The organism is Aquabacterium lacunae, assembly GCF_004310865.1.
Lineage (GTDB): Bacteria > Pseudomonadota > Gammaproteobacteria > Burkholderiales > Burkholderiaceae_C > Aquabacterium > Aquabacterium lacunae.
Map to the genome: position 1 here is coordinate 136192 of NZ_SIXI01000001.1, position 16887 is coordinate 153078.

Genomic DNA, 16887 nt, shown 5'->3' on the forward strand with positions numbered 1-16887 from the left:
ATGGCCCACGCAATCTGGTGGTTTGGCCATGGCCCCGCGGCCGGGAGCCTCGGACACCATCCCATCACACACCCGCCCTCGCGTGCCACGACCACCGCTGCCTGAAATCGATGAACTGCCCCGCTTGCTGGAAGAAGGGCAGCCCCACCTGCAGGCACGCACCCTGTGCGAAGTGCAGGCTGGTGATCAATGCTTCCCGGTGCAGGTGTTCACCCTGGGCACCGCAGATCCACAAGCCCCTGCTGTGGGCTTTTTCGGGGGGGTGCACGGGCTGGAGCGCATTGGTGCCGAGGTGGTCATGGCCTACCTGACCAGCCTGATTCAGCGCCTGCGGTGGGACCGACTGCTGCACCAGCAACTCGAAGGCCTGCGCATGGTGTTCATGCCCTTGGTGAACCCGGGCGGCCTGTGGCTGGGCACCCGAGCCAACCCGCAAGGCATCGACCTGATGCGCAATGCCCCCGTGGATGCCACCGAGCCCGTGCCCTGGCTGATCGGGGGGCAGCGCATCAGCCCTGCAATGCCGTGGTACCGCGGCCGCGAAGGGCACGCCATGGCACCGGAGGCCCAGGCGCTGACCCAGGTGGTGCAGCAGGAACTGTTGGGCAGACCGTTCAGCCTGGCGCTGGACTGCCATTCAGGCTTCGGTAGCCTGGACCGGATCTGGTTCCCCTACGCCCACACCCGCCGGCCCCTGGAGCACCTGGCCCAGGTGCACGCGCTGCACCGTGTGTTTGCGCAGACCCATGCGCACCACCGCTATGTATTCGAACCCCAGAGCCTTCAGTACCTGGCCCATGGTGACCTGTGGGACCACCTGTACCTGCAATCGCTGCACGCCCCTGAACGCATGTTCCTGCCCCTGACGCTGGAGATGGGCTCATGGCTGTGGGTGCGCAAGAACCCCCGTCAACTGTTCAGCCGACACGGCATCTTCAACCCCTTGATCGAACACCGGCGACAACGGGTGTTGCGCAGGCACGTGGCCCTGCTCGATTTCATGGCCCGCGCCGCCTGCAGTCACCTGAACTGGTTACCGTCTGCGCAACACTTGCCTGCAGAACATGCCGCTGCTTTGGCACACTGGCAAATTCAGACACGTTAAACGCAGGGGAGTCAAACCCATGACCACCGACATTCCGTGGGTGCTGATCCGCGGCCTGACCCGGGAAGCGGGGCATTGGGGCCACTTCGTGAACGAACTCAGGCAACGCCTGCCCGAAGGCACCCGCGTGTTCACCCCGGATCTGGCCGGCAATGGGACCCGGTTTCGGGAAGCCAGCCACACGACGGTGCCCGCCATGGCCGAAGACCTGCGGCAGCAACTGCATGCACAAGGCCTGCAAGGCCCCTGCCGTGTGCTGGCCATGAGCCTGGGGGCCATGGTGGCCACGGCCTGGGCCCACGCCCACCCCGCCGAGATCGACCGCATGGTGCTGATGAACACCAGCCTCAAGCCCTACAGCCGGCCATGGGAGCGCATGCGTCCGGCGCAATGGGTGCGCATCTTGCGGATGAGCCTGATGTACCCCGACGTTCGCGCCATCGAACGCACCACCATGCGCATGACCGCCCGCCACCCGGCCCGCCCTGACAGCACGCTGGAGCACTGGATGAACCTGCGCACGGCGCACCCTGTCACGGCCACCAATGCGCTGCGCCAGTTGTGGGCGGCCTTGCGCTACCGGGCGCCTCTGGTGCCGCCGCCGGTACCGGTGCTGCTGCTTCAGGGGCTGGGCGACGAGCTGGTGTCACCGCGCTGCACACAGGCCCTGCTGGCCCGCTGGCAATGTGCCCATGCCGCTCACCCCACGGCAGGCCATGACCTCCCGCTCGATGCGGGCCCCTGGGTGGCCGAGCAGGTCATGCACTGGGTGACGAACAGCTCGGGCCAGGCGACAGCCGAGCAGCGGTTGACCCGTTCGGAGACGGCGTCGTGGGGTCGAACCAACTGACCAGGAACTCGATGAAAGACCGCACCGTGGCCGACAGATGATGCCGCTGCGGGTACACCGCGTGGATGTCTGCGGCGGTGTCGCTCCACTCGGGGAGCACCTGCACCAGGCGCCCATCCTGCAGCAGGCCCTGCACGTCCCATTCCGAGCGCAAGAGCAGGCCATGCCCGTCCAGGGCCCAATCGACTGCCACCTCCCCGTGGTTGGTGCTCAGGGCGCCTTGCACCTTCACCAGCCGGCTCTCCTGGCCCCGACTCAAGGTCCAGTGGTTCCAGGCCCGGTTGTTTTCGCGGATCACGATGCATGGCAGGCGCGACAAGTCCATCGGGTCCAGCGGGGTGCCATGGAGGCTCAGAAAGGCCGGCGAGGCACACAGCAAGCGCCGGTTGGCAACGATGCGGCGCGCCAGCACCCGCGCGTCAGGCGGAGGACCAAAGCGAATGCCGAGGTCCATGGCGTGCGCTGTCAGGTCCAGTGGCTTGTCGGTGAGCTCCAGCATCACCTGCACCTTGGGGTGCCGTTGCGCGAAAGCGGAAATGGCAGGCGCCAGGTGGCGACGCCCGAACCCGAACGTGGCGTTCAGGCGCAGCAGGCCCTGCGGCTCGTCGCGGCTGGCCTGCAGCGAACGCTCCAGGCGCTCGATGTCTCGCAGGATGCGCTCACCATCGGCCAGGTACCGCTCGCCTTCGGGCGTGAGGCTCATGCGGCGCGTGGTGCGGTTGAGCAGGCGCACGGCCAGGCGATGCTCCAGCGCCGCCAGGCGACGGCTGACGGCGGGCGGGCTCAAGCCCAGCTCGGCACCCGCTGACGCCAGGCTGGGATGCCGGGCCAGGGTGGTGAAAAACGACAGGTCGGGCAGGTGCTGCATGCCGCCATCATTCATGCATTTAATGCACGAATCAAGTACTCAACAAGCCATTGATGCGCACAATCAGGCTTGCCATCATGCCCACATGTTCGCGGTTGATGTGTGGATGGCTTCGGCCTGGCATTGGATGGTGGCCCTGGGCACAGGGGCCGCCCTGGGCTTTTTTGGTGGCGTGTTCGGCATTGGCGGTGGCGTGATCGCCATCCCCCTGCTGGTGCTGGCCTACGGCATGGACCAGCCGCTGGCTCAAGGCACGGCCCTGGTGATGATGGTGCCCAACCTGCTGATTGCCTGGTGGCGCTACCACCGCATCACCCCTGCCCCCTGGCCACGCGTGCTGGGCATCGGTGCGCTGGGCACCCTCACCACCTGGTTCATGGCCCGCTGGGCCACCGCGCTGCCGCCCGACACCCTGCGGCTGATGTTCTGCGCGTTCCTGGCCTGGGTGGGCTGGAGCATGTGGAGGGCGCAGCGCCCCGTCACGCCGGCCCAGGGTGAGCCAATCGGCCGACTGAACCCCCGTTACATCCCGTTGGTGGGCGTGCTGGGTGGCAGCAGCATGGGCCTGATGGGCATTGGCGGCGGGCTGCTGGCCACGCCGTTGTTGACGGGCTGGTTTGGCCTGCGCCAGGCCATGGCCCAAAGCCTGGCCCTGGCCCTGGTGGCGCCCAGCGCCGTGATGGCATTGGGCACCTATGCCCAGGCCCACCGGGTGGACTGGCAGATGGGCTTGCCCATGGCCCTGGCCGGCACCTTGACCGTGTCCAGCGGCGTGGCGCTGGCCACCCGCCTGCCAGAGCGCACGCTGCGTCGGAATTTCGCCCTGATGCTGATGGGCACCAGCGTCTGGATGGCCGTCTGGCCCTGGCTGCAGCGGGCGCTGACACTCGGGCGCTGACAAAGGGCTCACGCACACGGCAACAGGGGCCATCGCGGCTACCATCGGTGCATGAACACCTCTGCGCTCGAACTGATCGAAATGGCCTCGGGCCCCGCCCCCACGGCCACCCTCATCGTGCTGCACGGCCTGGGTGCCGATGGCCACGACTTCGTGCCGGTGGTGCAGGCCATGGACCTGACCGGCATCGGCGACATGCGCTGCGTGCTGCCCAGTGCGCCGCACATGCCCGTGAGCATGAACGGTGGCTACGAAATGCGCAGCTGGTACGACATCCGTGTCACGCCCACAGGGCGTGTGGAAGACGAGGCCGGGCTGCGGGCCTCGCAGGCCGCCATCGATGCCCTGATCGAACGCGAGATCAGCCGAGGCATCGCGCCCGAGCGCATCGTGCTGATGGGCTTTTCACAAGGCTGCGCCATGACCTTGATGGTCGGCCTGCGTCAGTCCCATCGGCTGGCAGGCCTGATCGGGCTGTCGGGCTACCTGCCCCTGCCCGAAGCCACGGCCACCGAGCGGCACCCCGCCAACCAGCACACCCCCATCTTCCTGGCCCACGGCACCGAAGACCACGTGGTGGCGCCAGCACGCGGTCTGATGGCCCGCGAACGCCTGCAAGCGTGGGGCTACCCGGTGCAGTGGCACGCATACCCCATGGCCCACGAAGTGTGTGCCGAAGAGATCGAGCAGGTGGGGAGCTTCCTGCGGCAGGTGCTGGCAGCCTGATGCAGCCGCCCGGGTCAGTCCCAGGGCGCAGGTTCGGCGTCGCCCGATGCAGGGGCTTCGGCGCCGGCCGATGCAGCGCCAGGCGCGGTGTCTGAAGACGACGGCTTCGACCGCGACGCCACCTCGGCACTGAACCCGGCACCCAGCGGGGCTTCGCCCCCCAGGGCTTCGATCAGCTCAGGCAGCAGCTGGCACAGCTCGCCGGTGGCAATGGCCACGTCGGCATCAAAGGCTTCTTCCTTGGGCGGGCGGGCCGAGCCCTTGTGGCTTTCCATGACCACATCGAGCAGGGCCAGCTTCTTGATCTGCAGCGTGTCGGTCAGCGTGAACGAGACGCGGTCGCGCCAGGTCATGGCCAGGCGAGTGGGCATCTTGCCGGTCAGGATGTGCTGGCGCACCTCGTCGGTGTCGAGGCGGTGCCGGGCGTAGCGCACCACCGATTTCTGTTCGTCGCTCGACTTGAGTTCGCACTCGCGGTCGATGGTGAAGGCGTGCGGCGGCTCGCCGTCCTTCAGCCAGGCGGCCATGCAGGCGGAGGGCGATTCGGCCGTGTGCAGCTGCTGCATCTCGATCTCGCCATTGAGCGTCTTGACCAGGGTCGAAGCGATCTCATCGGCCTTCGACAGGCTGGACGCATCGATCAGCAGCAGGCGCTCGCGCGGGTCCAGCCAGATCAGGGTGTGCGACTGCCGCGTGAAGGCCATGGGCAGCAGCTCCAGCAGGGCCTGCTCTTTCAGCTCTTTCTGCAGCTTCTTGCCGGGCTTGCGGCCGGTCTGCTGTTCGACGGCGTCGGCCAGCTCTTCCACGCGGCGCTTGACCACCGAGCCGGGCACCACGCGCTGCTCGGTCACCAGCTTGAGCAGCCACTGGCCGCCCACCGATTCGACCATGGGGCCGTGGGCCTGGCCACGGGGCTCGACGAAACCGAACGACTTTTGCTGGGTGGCGCCGCATGGCACGAACTGGCAGGTGCGCAGCAGCTCGTCGGTGCGGGTGAGGTCAGCGGCCCATTGCGGGCCCACACGGTACAGGGTGAGGTTCTTGAACATGGGAAGGAAAGCGAAGGATGCCGATGCCGCAGGCTCAGTCGCCGCGCATCAGGGAATCCAGGGTGAGGTCGAATGCGGGGCCGAAGGTGTCCAGGAAGTAACGCACCTCGGGCCGCATGGTGTCGTGGATCTTGCGCTCGATCTGCTGCGCGGCCTGCTCGAACTCGCGGTTGCCATAGCGCAACTCGGCCTTGCACTTCAGCCAGGCCGTGAGGCGGTCGGCCGCCTTGATCAGGGCCGCCTCTTCGCTGGGCCACTCGTTGGTGTCCATCACGCTGCGCAGGGTGGCTTGCAGCGGGGCGGGCAGCAGCTCCAGCATTTCGCGGCACACCTGGTCTTCCAGATGGGCTGTGGCCTGGCGCATGGCGGGCGAATACTTCACCGGGGTGGGCAGGTCGCCCGTGATGGCTTCGGCCGCGTCGTGGAACAAGGCGCGCGTGGCCACGGCGTTCGGGTCAATGGCCAGCCCCAGCACATCACGCCGGATCACGGCCAGCGCATGGGCGATCACGGCCACCTCCCAGCTGTGCTGAGCCACGTCTTCTTCGACCGCGTTGCGCATCAGACCCCAGCGCTTGATGAAGCGCAGGCGCGACAGATGGGCGTAAAAAGGGCTGTGGGGGTGCGTGGGCTTGGGCGCCTTCTCGGACATGGGCCACCTTGGGACAGCAAGCGGGCTGGTGATGATAAGTCAGGCCCCCAACGAGAAAGGGCCAGCCCCGTTGAAAAGGCTGGCCCTTGGCATGGATTGGTCGGGGCGGTGGGATTCGAACTCACGACCCTCTGCTCCCAAAGCAGATGCGCTACCAGGCTGCGCTACGCCCCGAACAAGTCGAGAGTATAGCCCGGAATCAGCCAGGGTTGTTCGCAAAGGCCATCAAGCTTGCAGCTGCGTCCACACCTTTTCCAGCCGCTTCACGCTGACGGGCTGGGGCGTGCGCAGCTCTTGTGCGAACAGGCTCACACGCAGCTCTTCCAGCAACCAGCGGAATTCATCGAGGCGGGCGTCGTGCGTGCCTTTCAACTCGGCCAGGCGGCGGGTGTAGCGCTGGTCCAGCGGCTTGACCTCGACCATCTTCTGGGTGTCGCGGGCCGGGTCGGCGCGCAACTTGTCGAGGCGGCTGGTCACGGCTTTGAGGTAGCGCGCGAAGTGCTGCAACTGCGCGTAAGGCGTCTGCACCACAAAGCGCTTGGGACACAGGCGCTGCAGCTGGGCGTTGATGTCGTCGGCCACCTCCTTGGGCGGCTTGGCATCTTTCAGCTTGCGCGTGGCCGCGGCGTACTCCACCAGGATGCCGCCCACCAGACGGGCCACCTCCTGGGCGATCAGGTTCAGGCGCGTGCGCCCTTCTTCCACGCGGGCCTTGAAGCTGGCCGCGTCGGTGGGCAGCGGGTCGTTCAGGTAGGCGCGGTCCAGGGCCACTTCGATGATCTGGTCGCGCAGTTCGTCGGCCGTGCCCAGGCTCATGTAAGCCATGGCCATCTTCTGCAGGTCGGGGATGTTCTTTTCCAGGTACTTCAGCGGCTCCTTGAGCTGCAGGGCCACCAGGCGGCGCAGGCCTCCGCGGTGCTTGCCGGCAGCCACATCGGGCTCGTCGAACACCTCGATCTCGGCGTGCGTGCCCTTATCGACCAGGGCCGGGAATCCGATCAGGGTGTGCCCGCCGCGGCTGATCTCCATCAGTTCGGGCAGCTCGCCAAAAGTCCAGTCGGTCAGGGGCTGCACAGCCGTGGCACGGCCAGCCCCGGGGTCGGCCGGGCCCTTCACGCGCTGCGGGGCGTTCTGGCCACCGGCCTTGCCCGACGGACCAGACGCCGGAGCTGCGGCACCGGGCGCTTCCTGCGCGTCAGCCCCCAAGGCCGCAGGCTGGGCCACGGTCTGGGTTTTCAGGGCGGCCAGGGCCTGGAAGGCGCCGCGGGCCAGCGAGCCCAGCTCGGCTTTCAGCGCGGGCAGGTTGCGGCCCATGCCCAGCTGGCGGCCGTGCTCATCGACCACGCGGTAGTTCATGAACAGGTGCGGCGACAGCATGTCGAGCTTGAAGTCGGCCCGCTTGATGTCCAGCTGGGTCTTGTCGCGCACAGCCTTGAGCAGCTGGTCCATCAAACCGCCCTGCCCGAACTCGGCGGCCTGCACGAAGCTGTCCACGTAGTCGGGCAGCGGCACCAGGCGAGCACGGGGCTTCTGGTGCAGGCTCTTGACCAGGGCCATCACCTTGTCTTTCAGCATGCCGGGCACCAGCCATTCGCCGCGCTCTTCGCTGACCTGGTTGAGCGCGTAGATGGGCACCGTCACGGTCACGCCGTCGCGGGCGTCGCCGGGTTCGTGGAGGTAGGTGGTGGTGCAATCGACCCCGCCCAGGCGGATCACCTTGGGGAAGGCGTTGCTGGTGATGCCGGCAGCCTCGTGGCGCATCAGCTCTTCGCGGCTGAGGTACAGCAGCTTGGGGTTCTCGCGGCTGGCGGCCTTGTACCAGCGCTCGAAGCTGTGGCCGCTCATCACCTCGGGCGGCACCTGCGCGTCGTAGAAGGCATAGATCAGCTCATCGTCGACCAGCACATCTTGCCGGCGTGACTTGTGCTCCAGCTGTTCCACCTGGGCGATCAGCTTGCGGTTGTGCGCCAGGAAGGGCAAACGCGTTTCCCACTCCTGGCCCACCAGGGCTTCGCGGATGAAGATGTCGCGCGCCTCGCGCGGGTTCACCAGGCCGAAGTTGATGCGCTTGTTGTTGTAGACCACCAGGCCATACAGCGTGGCCCGCTCCAGCGCCACCACCTCACCGGCCTTCTTTTCCCAGTGCGGGTCGAGCAGCTGCTTTTTCAGCAGGTGCTGGCCCATGAACACCAGCCACTGCGCGTCGATGCCAGCCACGCCGCGGCCATACAGTTTGCTGGTCTCGACCAGCTCGGCCGCCAATATCCAGCGGCCCGGCTTTTTGCTGAGGTTGGCGCCCGGGTGCTTCCAGAACTTGATGCTGCGGGCCCCCAGGTACCACTCTTCGTCGTCGCTCTTGCAGCCCACATTGCCCAGCAGGCCCGACAGCAGCGACAGGTGCACCTGCTCGTAGGTGGCCGGGCTGCCATTGAGGCGCCACGACTGTTCGGCCACCACGGTGTGCAGCTGGCTGTACACGTCTTTCCACTCGCGCACACGGCGCGGGTTGATGAAGTTCTCGCGCAGCAGGGCTTCGTACTTGCGGTGGCTGAGCTTGTGCTTCTCGGCCTCGCCGGGCGCGTGGTGCCCGTGGCCGCCGCGGCTGTCGTCCAGCCATTGCCACAGCTTGAGCGTGCCCATGAACTCCGACTTCTCGTCGTCGAACTGCTTGTGCTTCAGGTCAGCCTGTTGCTGCTGCTCGATCGGGCGGTCGCGCACGTCCTGCACGCTCAAGGAGGCGGCGATCACCAGCACTTCGGCCAGGGCCTGGCGGTCTTTGGCCTCCAGGATCATGCGGCCCACGCGGGGGTCGAGCGGCAGGCGCGACAGGGTCTTGCCCAGCGGCGTGATCTCGTTGTTGTCGTCGACCGCGCCCAGCTCGTTGAGCAGCTGGTAGCCGTCGGCAATGGCCTTTCGCAGCGGGGGCTCGATGAAGGGGAAATCTTCCACGTGGCCCAAGTGCAGGGCCTTCATGCGCAAGATGACCCCGGCCAGCGAGCTGCGCAAGATTTCAGGGTCGGTGAAGCGCGGGCGGGCGTTGAAATCCTTTTCGTCGAACAGGCGGATGCAGATGCCGTTGGCCACGCGGCCGCATCGGCCCGCACGCTGGTTGGCCGCCGCCTGGCTGATGGGCTCGACCTGCAGCTGCTCGACCTTGTTGCGGAAGCTGTAGCGCTTCACGCGCGCACTGCCGCTGTCGATCACGTAGCGGATGCCCGGCACCGTCAGCGAGGTTTCGGCCACGTTGGTGGCCAGCACGATGCGCCGGCCATTGCCGGGGTTGAACACGCGGTCTTGCTCTTGCTGGCTCAGGCGGGCGAACAGGGGCAGCACTTCGGCGGCCTGGAAGCGGCTGTGGGCCAGGTGCTTGCGCAGGTGGTCGGCCGCTTCGCGGATCTCACGCTCGCCGGGCAGGAACACCAGGATGTCGCCGCTGCCCTCGCGCCAGAGTTCGTCAACCCCGTCGGCAATGGCCTCGTTCAGGCCGTACTCGCGGCTTTCTTCAAAGGGGCGGTAACGCTGCTCGACCGGGAACAGCCGGCCCGACACCATCACGATGGGCGCGGGGCCCTTGCTGCTGGCGAAGTGCTGCGCGAAGCGGTCGGCGTCGATCGTGGCCGAGGTGACGATGATCTTCAGGTCGGGCCGGCGCGGCAGCAGCTGGCGCAGGTAGCCCAGCAGGAAGTCGATGTTCAGGCTGCGCTCGTGGGCCTCGTCGATGATGATCGTGTCGTAGGCGCGCAGGTCGGGGTCGCCCTGGGTTTCGGCCAGCAAGATGCCGTCGGTCATCAGCTTGACGCTGGCGCCCGGCTGCAGCCGGTCCTGAAAGCGCACCTTGTAGCCCACCACCTCGCCCAGGGGCGTGTTCAGCTCTTCGGCGATGCGCTTGGCCACACTGGAGGCCGCGATGCGGCGCGGCTGCGTGTGGCCGATCAGCCTGGGGCGTTTGCCAGGCTCGGGCGCCTGCCCCCAACCACCCCGCCCCAGGTTCAGGGCGATCTTGGGCAGCTGCGTGGTCTTGCCGGAGCCGGTTTCACCACAGACGATGATGACCTGGTGCTCGGCCAGGGCGGCTTCGATCTCGTGGCGTTTGCCCGAGACGGGCAGCGATTCCGGAAATGTGATGGCGGGGCGCAAAACGGGGCAACTCAAGGGCAGAAACCCGAATTATCCTGTGCGATTGCCGGCAGGCATGATGCCGGTTCCCCGCTGCTCGGGACAGGGCAGCACTGTTTCGCTCACGTGCAGGCCAGTGAAGATTTCATCACTCAGGAAATGGCTGTTGGGCACGGCGTCCGAGCTGCATCGCCCCTTGCAGCTGGTGTTGCTGTCCCACCTCTTGTACGGCCTCAACGCCGCCTGCCTTGCGGTGGGCGCCCATCTGAATTTGTTCCACGAACGTTTCACCCATTGGCTGATACCGGCCATGCTGATCGGGCCATTGGTGTTCTTCGTGCTCATCCGAACCGGTTGTTCACGCCACCTGCATGACCGCGGGCTGGTGCTGGTGCAAGCACTGTACGGCGTGACGCTCACCGTGCTGGCCTACACAGGCGCCACCACCGAAAGCCGTGCCATGGTGCTGGTGATCCTGCCTCTGATCATGATGTTCGGGCAGTTCAATTTCCGGCCCCTGCACTTTGCGGTCATCACGGCCTACACCCTTCAACTCATGGTGGTTTGCACCCTGTGGCGCGACACCCAGCCCGAACTGCCACCGACACATGGCCAGTGGCTGCAGGTGGTGTATGCAGGCGGCATCCTCATGGCAGCAGCCTGGCTGGGCCAGATCGTGTCCAGCCTGCGGGCCAAGCTGTTCGCCTCTCGCAAGGAGCTGGCGCAGGCCATGGAGCGGCTGCAGGCCCTGGCCACCACCGACGAACTCACGCGCCTGCCCAACCGGCGCCGCATGCAGGACCTTCTTCAAGAAGAAGCACGCAGGCAAAAGCGCCTGGGCCACCAGGTGTGCCTGGCCCTGATCGACCTGGACCACTTCAAGCGCATCAACGACCAGCACGGCCACCCGGCGGGCGACCAGGTCCTGCAAACCTTTGCACGCGCGGCACGGCAGGTGTTCCGCGAGGTGGACACCATCGGGCGCTGGGGCGGCGAAGAGTTCCTGCTGGTACTGCCCGACAGCGAAACACACGAAGCGGTCCACGCCCTGGAGCGCCTGCGCCTGCAACTGGCTGGCATGGACGTGCTGCCCGGCGTGGCGAACCTGCGCATCACGTTTTCAGCGGGTGTGGCTGCGCACCCGGCACAACACACGGTAGAACACACGATCGACCTGGCCGACCGCGCGTTGTACGCTGCGAAGTCCGCCGGCCGCAACCAGACCCAAATCGGCGAGAACTCCGTCGGCGAAACCCAGATGGGATCCACGCCCCGCGGCGCCTGACCTGCGGTGCGAACCGGGCCCCGCCCCCCTGCAGTGAATGAACATCCCATGAAGCACAGTGAATACCTTCAGCACGATGCCGTTGGCTTGGCCGACCTGGTCCGACGGGGCGAAGTGTCGGCAGCCGAGTTGCTGACCGTGGCCACACAACGCGCCGACGAAATCCAGCCGCGGCTGAACGCGTTCACTCGCCGCATGGACGATGCCGCGCGCCAACGGTGCGCGCAAGGCTTCGCGGCCGACATGCCGCTGGCTGGGGTGCCCTTCCTGACAAAAGACCTGTTTCAGGACATGGCCGGGCTGCCCAGCACGGGCGGCAGCAAGGTGCTGCCGCGTCACGTGCCCACACAAGACAGCGACGTGGTGCGGCGCTGGAAAGACGCCGGGCTGGTGATCTTCGGCAAGACCAACGCACCCGAGTTCGGCGCGCGCAACGTGACCGAACCCAAAGCTTACGGGCCCACCCTGAACCCCTGGGACACCACACGAACCCCTGGGGGCTCGTCAGGCGGCTCGGCAGCGGCCGTGGCCGCCGGGGTGGTGCCTGTGGCCGGCGCCAACGATGGTGGGGGCTCGATCCGCATCCCGGCGTCGTGCACGGGTCTGTTCGGCCTGAAACCCGGGCGCGGTCGCATTTCCAGCGGCCCCGACATGGGCGAGCCCATGAACGGCGCCGCGGTGCAGGGCGTGGTGTCTCGCAGCGTGCGCGACACGGCCTGCATGCTCGACATCCTTCAGGGCCCAGAGCCCCATGCGCCCTACCACTTTGCCCGTCCAGCAGAGCCCTATCTGCAGGCCTTGCAGCGCCCCGTCAAGCGCCTGCGCATCGGCTACACCTGGCAGTCGCCGATCGACACGCCTGTGAGCCCGCAAGCGCGTGAAGCGGTGGAAGATGCGGCCCGCCTGCTGGCCTCGCTGGGGCATCACGTCGAAGAAGTGCCCCTGCCATTTGATGGCATGGCCCTGGCACAAGATTTCCTGCTCACCTGGTTCTGCGTGATGGCCGAACTGATGGACACGCTGAACGACGAATTGGGTGCGCGCCGCAGCGAGTACGAGCCCGACACCCAGGCCATGGCCGCCGTGGGACGCAGCGTTTCTGCGGTGGAGTTACTGCGCTGCAACTCACGCTGGCACCAGCACAACGTGCGCATCAGCCAGTTCCACCAGCGCTTTGACCTGTGGCTGAGCCCGACCATGGCCGCGCCCCCAGTGAAGATCGGCGAACTCGACACCCCGCCCCTGTTGCAAGCCAGCAGCCAGCTGGTCGATGCGCTGGGCCTGTCGGGCTGGTTGCGCAAAACCAGCCTGTTCCAGAACTCGGTGCTGCAGAACCTGGCATGGACGCCGTACACCCAGCTGGCCAACCTGACAGGCCGCCCGGCGATGTCGGTGCCGCTGCACTGGACAGCTCAGAACCTGCCCTTGGGCGTGCAGTTTGTGGCGCCGCTGGACGGCGAAGCCTTGTTGCTGCAGCTGGCCGCGGAACTGGAACAGGCCCGGCCCTGGTTCAACCGGCGACCGAACCTCTGACGGCTTGTCCCGCTCTTGCGCTTCGACGTTCGGAGGGCACCGTCTCTGGAGAGCGTGCTGCGACAGGTGCCAGCACCAGGGAAGCCAGCACCCAGAGGGCCCCGGCGCATTCCAGAACCTCTTCCAGCAGCTGCGCCTGCACCCCCAGCACGGCCTCGGCGGCTTGCGCGGCCAGCAGCAAAGCGCCGCCTGCAAGCCCAAGGCACGCGCTCGCATTCAGGCGACGTGGCAGACGCCAGGCTGCACGAACCACCTGCCAGACGGTGACCAGGCCTGAGATCAACATGCCCGATACCAGAGCGCCCTCTGCGAGTCGGCGGCTGAGCGCAATGGCTGGATCCATGTAGTGCGCCCAGGTGAGCAACGCCTTCCCACTGGGCACGAGAGTTTCCGGAATGCCCACTTCGCGCACCGCCAGTGCCAGGCACACCATGGCCCAAGCCAGCACAGAGCCACCCCAGACGGGCCAGCGCCACAGCAACCAGCCCACCGCCGTGCACCAGGCCATTGCCGAGAGTGTTTCGAGCAGGCCATGCTCGGCAGACCAATCTGCGGCCCATTCGGCGTTCCACCCACCGGCCACCACCAGGGCCAGCGACACGCAGCCCACCCCCCACACCGTGGCGCCCACCGGGTTCAACAAGCCCATGAAGCCACTTTTTTGCGGATGAAGCATCACACACGCCTCCGGTCGTTCAAACAAATACCAGCGAGTCACATTGTGACCATTTGATGACAACCCGTCTGAGCCGATCTGCAAAACCCGGATGGCATGCAGGGATGCCCGGAGATGCAACCGAGCCCGTGACACCTCCTGGCCTGCAAGGGCTAACCCGGAGTCACGCACGGCAATCAGGCTGTCATTCGCTGACAAAGCGAATTGATGCACAGCCATTACCCCCTTTTGGGGGGTAAAAACATGGCCAATGGCGCCTGAGACTTTCGACGGGCATTCAACAGCCCGCGTTTTACAACTCAATCCATCGAATGGAGTCAACATGCTCACTCTGACCAAAGAACAAGCTTCGCAAGTCTCTGGCGCCGGCCTGGTGAAGGTCCTCGTCGACGTGATCGCCGGCAAGACCGGTGGTTCGACCAATGTCGACGTCAAGGCGCCCTTCACCAGCGTGCTGGTGAACGTGATCTGGGGCAAGAAGTAAACATGCGCCCCTTGCAACACCGCGAAGTCACCCAGGTGGCCGGCGCAGGCGTTGAAGTCGGTGTCAACGTGCCCTCCAACAAGGTGGACGTGACCCTGACCGCACTGTTCGGCCTGATCAAGATCCCCGTGGTCAAGATCGACTGGAGCAAGTTCAAGCGCGGCTGACCCCGTCACTTGAACCGTTGGCCTTTCTCAGGGCCACAGGGGCGCACCTCCACCGGGGTGCGCCCCTTTTTCATGGTGGCTCGGTGCCGTCGCCCACAGGCAGTACCATCACGGGTGCGGCGCTTGCGTCCATGGCAGGGCTTCTCCACCTTGTCATGGCCTGCAGCCACTTCTGCCACTGCCCTGCCCCTGTTTCGTTCGTCATGGATCTGGTCTTTCCCCACACCTTCGTGCCCTGGTTCCGCTCGGTGGCACCTCACATCCATGCGCACCGGGGCAAGACCTTCGTGGTGGGCATCTGCGGGGAAGCCATCGCCGCCGGCAAGCTGGAAAGCCTGGTTCAAGACCTGGCCTTGATGCACGCCATGGGCATCAAGATCGTGCTGGCCCACGGTTTTCGCCCCCAACTGGAAGAGCAGCTGCGCGCCAAAGGGCAAGCATCGAAGTTCAGCCACGGCATGCGCATCACCGACACGGTGGCACTCGATTGCGCCCAGGAGGCTGCGGGCCAGCTGCGTTATGAAATCGAAGCGGCGTTCTCATTGGGCTTGCCCAACACGCCCATGGCGGGCGCCTCGATCAGCGTGATCTCGGGCAACTTCGTCACCGCACGCCCGGTGGGCATCGTCGACGGCGTGGATTTCATGCACACCGGGCTGGTCCGCAAGATCGACGCCCAGGCCGTTCGCCGCGCCATCGACACCGGCGCCCTGGTGATGCTGTCGCCGTTCGGTTTTTCGCACACGGGCGAGGCCTTCAATCTGAGCATGGAAGACGTGGCCACCAGCGCGGCCGTGGCCCTGCAGGCCGACAAGCTGGTGTTCGTGACCGAAGTGCGCGGCATTTTGCAGAGCATCGTGCAGGACCCGGCCAACGCCGTGGCCCTGGAGGCCCGCCAGAACGACCCCGACGAAGAGCTGGACCAGGAACTGGCCCTGCTGGATGCCAAGCGTCTGCTGGCGGCCCTGCCCAACCCGCTGCAACCCACCGACACGGCCTTCTACCTGGGCCATGCGGTCAAGGCCAGCGAAGGCGGAGTCGAGCGCGTGCACATCGTCTCGTACAAGGTGGATGGCGCCTTGCTGATGGAAGTGTTCACCCACGACGGCGTGGGCACCATGATCGTCGATGAAAAGCTCGAAAGCCTGCGCGAGGCCACGCCCGACGATGTGGGCGGCATCCTGCAACTGATCGAGCCTTTCGAGCAAGACGGCACCCTGGTCAAGCGCAGCCGCACCGAGATCGAACGTGACGTCACGCAGTACACCGTGATCGAGCACGACGGCGTGATCTTCGGCTGCGCGGCGCTCCACCCCTTTCCCGAGGCGGGCACCGCCGAAATGGCCGCCCTGACCGTGTCGCCCCATGTGCAGGGCCAGGGCGACGGCGAACGCATCCTCAAGCGCATCGAACAGCGCGCCAAGGCAATGGGCCTACAGACCCTGTTTGTTTTGACCACGCGTACCATGCACTGGTTCAACAAGCGTGGCTTTGCGCCGGTCGACCCCAGCTGGCTGCCCGAGGCCCGCAAGCGCAACTACAAGTGGGACCGCCGCTCACAGGTGCTGGTCAAGCACCTCAAGTGAGCCCCCAAGTTTTTCGTCGTCACACAAGACCCTGAATCGAGCTGAGAACATGGCACGCACCATCCAATGCAAGCACCTGAACAAAGAAGGCGAAGGCCTGGACTTCGCGCCCTACCCGGGCGAGCTGGGCAAGCGCATCTACAACGAGATCAGCAAGGAAGCCTGGGCGCTGTGGATGAAGCACCAGACCATGCTGGTCAATGAAAACCGCCTGAACCTGGCCGACGCCCGCGCCCGCCAGTACCTGGCCCGCCAGATGGAGCAGTTCTTCTTTGGCGCGGGCGCTGAACAAGTGCAGGGCTACGTGCCCCCCACCCAGGGCTGAACCCAAGGTTCAGAGACCATGGGCACCCCTGGTGCCTGCTGAAAGGCCACCTTCGGGTGGCCTTTTGTCTGGGTTCAATGGCTTGGGGGCTCAGCCCTTGAGCACAGCGCCGGTGCTGTCGCGCACCACCACCTGCACCGCGATGCCCTGCCCCACACTTTGCGTGACGGTGCAGAACGATTCAAACTGTTCCAGCACCCGCGGCAGGTGCGCCAGCTGCGCAGCGGGCACGCCCAGCGTGAGCGTGGCCTGAAGGCCCAGCACACGCATGCGCCCCTCGGCGTTGCGACCCACCTCGGCCAGCACATCGCATTGCAGCGGGTCGGGGGCCTGCTTGAATTTGCGCAAGGCAAACAGCAGCGAGTCGGCCAGGCAGTTGCCCACCGCACTGGCCAGCAGCTGCACGGGTGATGGCCCTTGCGCTTGCCCCAAGGGCAGCGGCTCATCGCCCAGCACTGTGGCATCGAGGCCGTTGTAGTGGTGGCGGAACTGGTAGTCCTGCACCTGCTGCAGGCGGACGTGGACGCGTGAATCGGACATGGGGCGCTCCTGGGAAGGTGACAAGGG

The 16887-nt window shown here is 66.2% G+C and carries 16 protein-coding genes and 1 tRNA gene; 10 read left to right on the plus strand and 7 right to left on the minus strand.

The genetic code is table 11. The features are described from left to right. Positions 1-82 precede the first annotated feature (82 nt). Together EYS42_RS00620 and EYS42_RS00625 are read left to right on the plus strand one after the other, a co-directional pair. A complete protein-coding gene (locus tag EYS42_RS00620) occupies positions 83-1105 on the plus strand; it encodes a M14 family zinc carboxypeptidase (protein WP_245503446.1) in 1023 nt (340 codons plus the stop codon). Between the two features lie 19 nt (positions 1106-1124). Then, positions 1125-1955, plus strand: coding sequence for an alpha/beta fold hydrolase (locus EYS42_RS00625; RefSeq protein WP_130965944.1), 831 nt, complete (start codon positions 1125-1127; stop codon positions 1953-1955). Here the strand turns inward: EYS42_RS00625 and EYS42_RS00630 are convergent. After that, positions 1864-2823: a LysR family transcriptional regulator gene (locus EYS42_RS00630; RefSeq protein ID WP_130965945.1), complete on the minus strand. Its 960-nt coding sequence runs from the start codon at positions 2821-2823 to the stop codon at positions 1864-1866. The two genes, EYS42_RS00625 and EYS42_RS00630, sit on opposite strands and share 92 nt — an antisense overlap. An 85-nt stretch (positions 2824-2908) precedes the next feature. Here EYS42_RS00630 and EYS42_RS00635 point away from each other — a divergent pair, with 85 nt between their 5' ends. Together EYS42_RS00635 and EYS42_RS00640 are read left to right on the plus strand one after the other, a co-directional pair. Beyond that, a complete protein-coding gene (locus tag EYS42_RS00635; protein WP_245503447.1) occupies positions 2909-3721 on the plus strand; it encodes a sulfite exporter TauE/SafE family protein in 813 nt (270 codons plus the stop codon). Positions 3722-3772: 51 nt separating this feature from the next. Next, entirely contained in the window at positions 3773-4447 is a 675-nt protein-coding gene (locus tag EYS42_RS00640; protein ID WP_130965946.1) for an alpha/beta hydrolase, read from the plus strand. A 14-nt stretch (positions 4448-4461) separates the two neighbouring features. On the opposite strand, the gene EYS42_RS00645 is transcribed toward EYS42_RS00640, so the two are convergent. The 4 genes from EYS42_RS00645 to hrpA form a co-directional block, all read right to left on the minus strand. Next, positions 4462-5496 carry a recombination-associated protein RdgC gene (locus EYS42_RS00645; RefSeq protein WP_130965947.1) on the minus strand — a complete coding sequence of 345 codons (1035 nt, stop codon included), beginning with the start codon at positions 5494-5496 and terminating at the stop codon, positions 4462-4464. A gap of 34 nt (positions 5497-5530) precedes the next feature. Further along, positions 5531-6148 carry a 5'-deoxynucleotidase gene (gene yfbR / locus EYS42_RS00650; RefSeq protein ID WP_130965948.1) on the minus strand — a complete coding sequence of 206 codons (618 nt, stop codon included), beginning with the start codon at positions 6146-6148 and terminating at the stop codon, positions 5531-5533. A gap of 97 nt (positions 6149-6245) precedes the next feature. Further along, a tRNA-Pro gene (locus EYS42_RS00655) sits at positions 6246-6322 on the minus strand. 51 nt (positions 6323-6373) lie between these two features. Beyond that, positions 6374-10306 (minus strand): ATP-dependent RNA helicase HrpA, encoded by a 3933-nt coding sequence (hrpA, locus tag EYS42_RS00660; protein ID WP_130965949.1) that lies wholly within the window; start codon positions 10304-10306, stop codon positions 6374-6376. A gap of 124 nt (positions 10307-10430) precedes the next feature. Here hrpA and EYS42_RS00665 point away from each other — a divergent pair, with 124 nt between their 5' ends. Further along, entirely contained in the window at positions 10431-11549 is a 1119-nt protein-coding gene (locus tag EYS42_RS00665) for a GGDEF domain-containing protein (RefSeq protein ID WP_165456590.1), read from the plus strand. A gap of 48 nt (positions 11550-11597) precedes the next feature. Further along, on the plus strand, positions 11598-13082 hold the full coding sequence (locus EYS42_RS00670) for an amidase (RefSeq protein WP_130965951.1): 1485 nt from the start codon (positions 11598-11600) through the stop codon (positions 13080-13082). On the opposite strand, the gene EYS42_RS00675 is transcribed toward EYS42_RS00670, so the two are convergent. Further along, positions 13060-14082 carry a hypothetical protein gene (locus tag EYS42_RS00675; RefSeq protein WP_130965952.1) on the minus strand — a complete coding sequence of 341 codons (1023 nt, stop codon included), beginning with the start codon at positions 14080-14082 and terminating at the stop codon, positions 13060-13062. The two genes, EYS42_RS00670 and EYS42_RS00675, sit on opposite strands and share 23 nt — an antisense overlap. On the opposite strand from EYS42_RS00675, the gene EYS42_RS17015 reads away from it, so the two are divergent. The 4 genes from EYS42_RS17015 to EYS42_RS00685 all read left to right on the plus strand — a co-directional run bounded on the left by EYS42_RS17015 (position 14081) and on the right by EYS42_RS00685 (position 16320). Beyond that, positions 14081-14242 (plus strand): hypothetical protein, encoded by a 162-nt coding sequence (locus EYS42_RS17015; protein WP_165456591.1) that lies wholly within the window; start codon positions 14081-14083, stop codon positions 14240-14242. The two genes, EYS42_RS00675 and EYS42_RS17015, sit on opposite strands and share 2 nt — an antisense overlap. A 2-nt stretch (positions 14243-14244) precedes the next feature. Continuing rightward, on the plus strand, positions 14245-14409 hold the full coding sequence (locus EYS42_RS17020) for a hypothetical protein (RefSeq protein WP_165456592.1): 165 nt from the start codon (positions 14245-14247) through the stop codon (positions 14407-14409). Between the two features lie 203 nt (positions 14410-14612). Next, the gene (gene argA, locus EYS42_RS00680; protein WP_130965953.1) at positions 14613-15995 is read left to right on the plus strand and encodes an amino-acid N-acetyltransferase; all 1383 of its coding nucleotides are present in this window, start codon (positions 14613-14615) and stop codon (positions 15993-15995) included. 49 nt (positions 15996-16044) lie between these two features. After that, a complete protein-coding gene (locus tag EYS42_RS00685; RefSeq protein WP_130965954.1) occupies positions 16045-16320 on the plus strand; it encodes an oxidative damage protection protein in 276 nt (91 codons plus the stop codon). Between the two features lie 90 nt (positions 16321-16410). Here the strand turns inward: EYS42_RS00685 and EYS42_RS00690 are convergent, their stop codons facing one another. Beyond that, on the minus strand, positions 16411-16860 hold the full coding sequence (locus EYS42_RS00690; RefSeq protein WP_130965955.1) for an OsmC family protein: 450 nt from the start codon (positions 16858-16860) through the stop codon (positions 16411-16413). Positions 16861-16887: the final 27 nt, after the last annotated feature.

Excerpts from the sequence above, each read along its gene's own strand:
- EYS42_RS00625 (WP_130965944.1), top strand. The coding sequence starts at position 1,125 with ATGACCACCGACATTCCGTGGGTGCTGATCCGCGGCCTGACCCGGGAA.
- EYS42_RS00630 (WP_130965945.1), bottom strand. The coding sequence starts at position 2,823 with ATGCAGCACCTGCCCGACCTGTCGTTTTTCACCACCCTGGCCCGGCAT.
- EYS42_RS00635 (WP_245503447.1), top strand. The coding sequence starts at position 2,909 with ATGTTCGCGGTTGATGTGTGGATGGCTTCGGCCTGGCATTGGATGGTG.
- EYS42_RS00640 (WP_130965946.1), top strand. The coding sequence starts at position 3,773 with ATGAACACCTCTGCGCTCGAACTGATCGAAATGGCCTCGGGCCCCGCC.
- EYS42_RS00645 (WP_130965947.1), bottom strand. The coding sequence starts at position 5,496 with ATGTTCAAGAACCTCACCCTGTACCGTGTGGGCCCGCAATGGGCCGCT.
- yfbR (WP_130965948.1), bottom strand. The coding sequence starts at position 6,148 with ATGTCCGAGAAGGCGCCCAAGCCCACGCACCCCCACAGCCCTTTTTAC.
- EYS42_RS00670 (WP_130965951.1), top strand. The coding sequence starts at position 11,598 with ATGAAGCACAGTGAATACCTTCAGCACGATGCCGTTGGCTTGGCCGAC.
- EYS42_RS17015 (WP_165456591.1), top strand. The coding sequence starts at position 14,081 with ATGCTCACTCTGACCAAAGAACAAGCTTCGCAAGTCTCTGGCGCCGGC.
- EYS42_RS00675 (WP_130965952.1), bottom strand. The coding sequence starts at position 14,082 with ATGTTGACTCCATTCGATGGATTGAGTTGTAAAACGCGGGCTGTTGAA.
- EYS42_RS17020 (WP_165456592.1), top strand. The coding sequence starts at position 14,245 with ATGCGCCCCTTGCAACACCGCGAAGTCACCCAGGTGGCCGGCGCAGGC.
- argA (WP_130965953.1), top strand. The coding sequence starts at position 14,613 with ATGGATCTGGTCTTTCCCCACACCTTCGTGCCCTGGTTCCGCTCGGTG.
- EYS42_RS00685 (WP_130965954.1), top strand. The coding sequence starts at position 16,045 with ATGGCACGCACCATCCAATGCAAGCACCTGAACAAAGAAGGCGAAGGC.
- EYS42_RS00690 (WP_130965955.1), bottom strand. The coding sequence starts at position 16,860 with ATGTCCGATTCACGCGTCCACGTCCGCCTGCAGCAGGTGCAGGACTAC.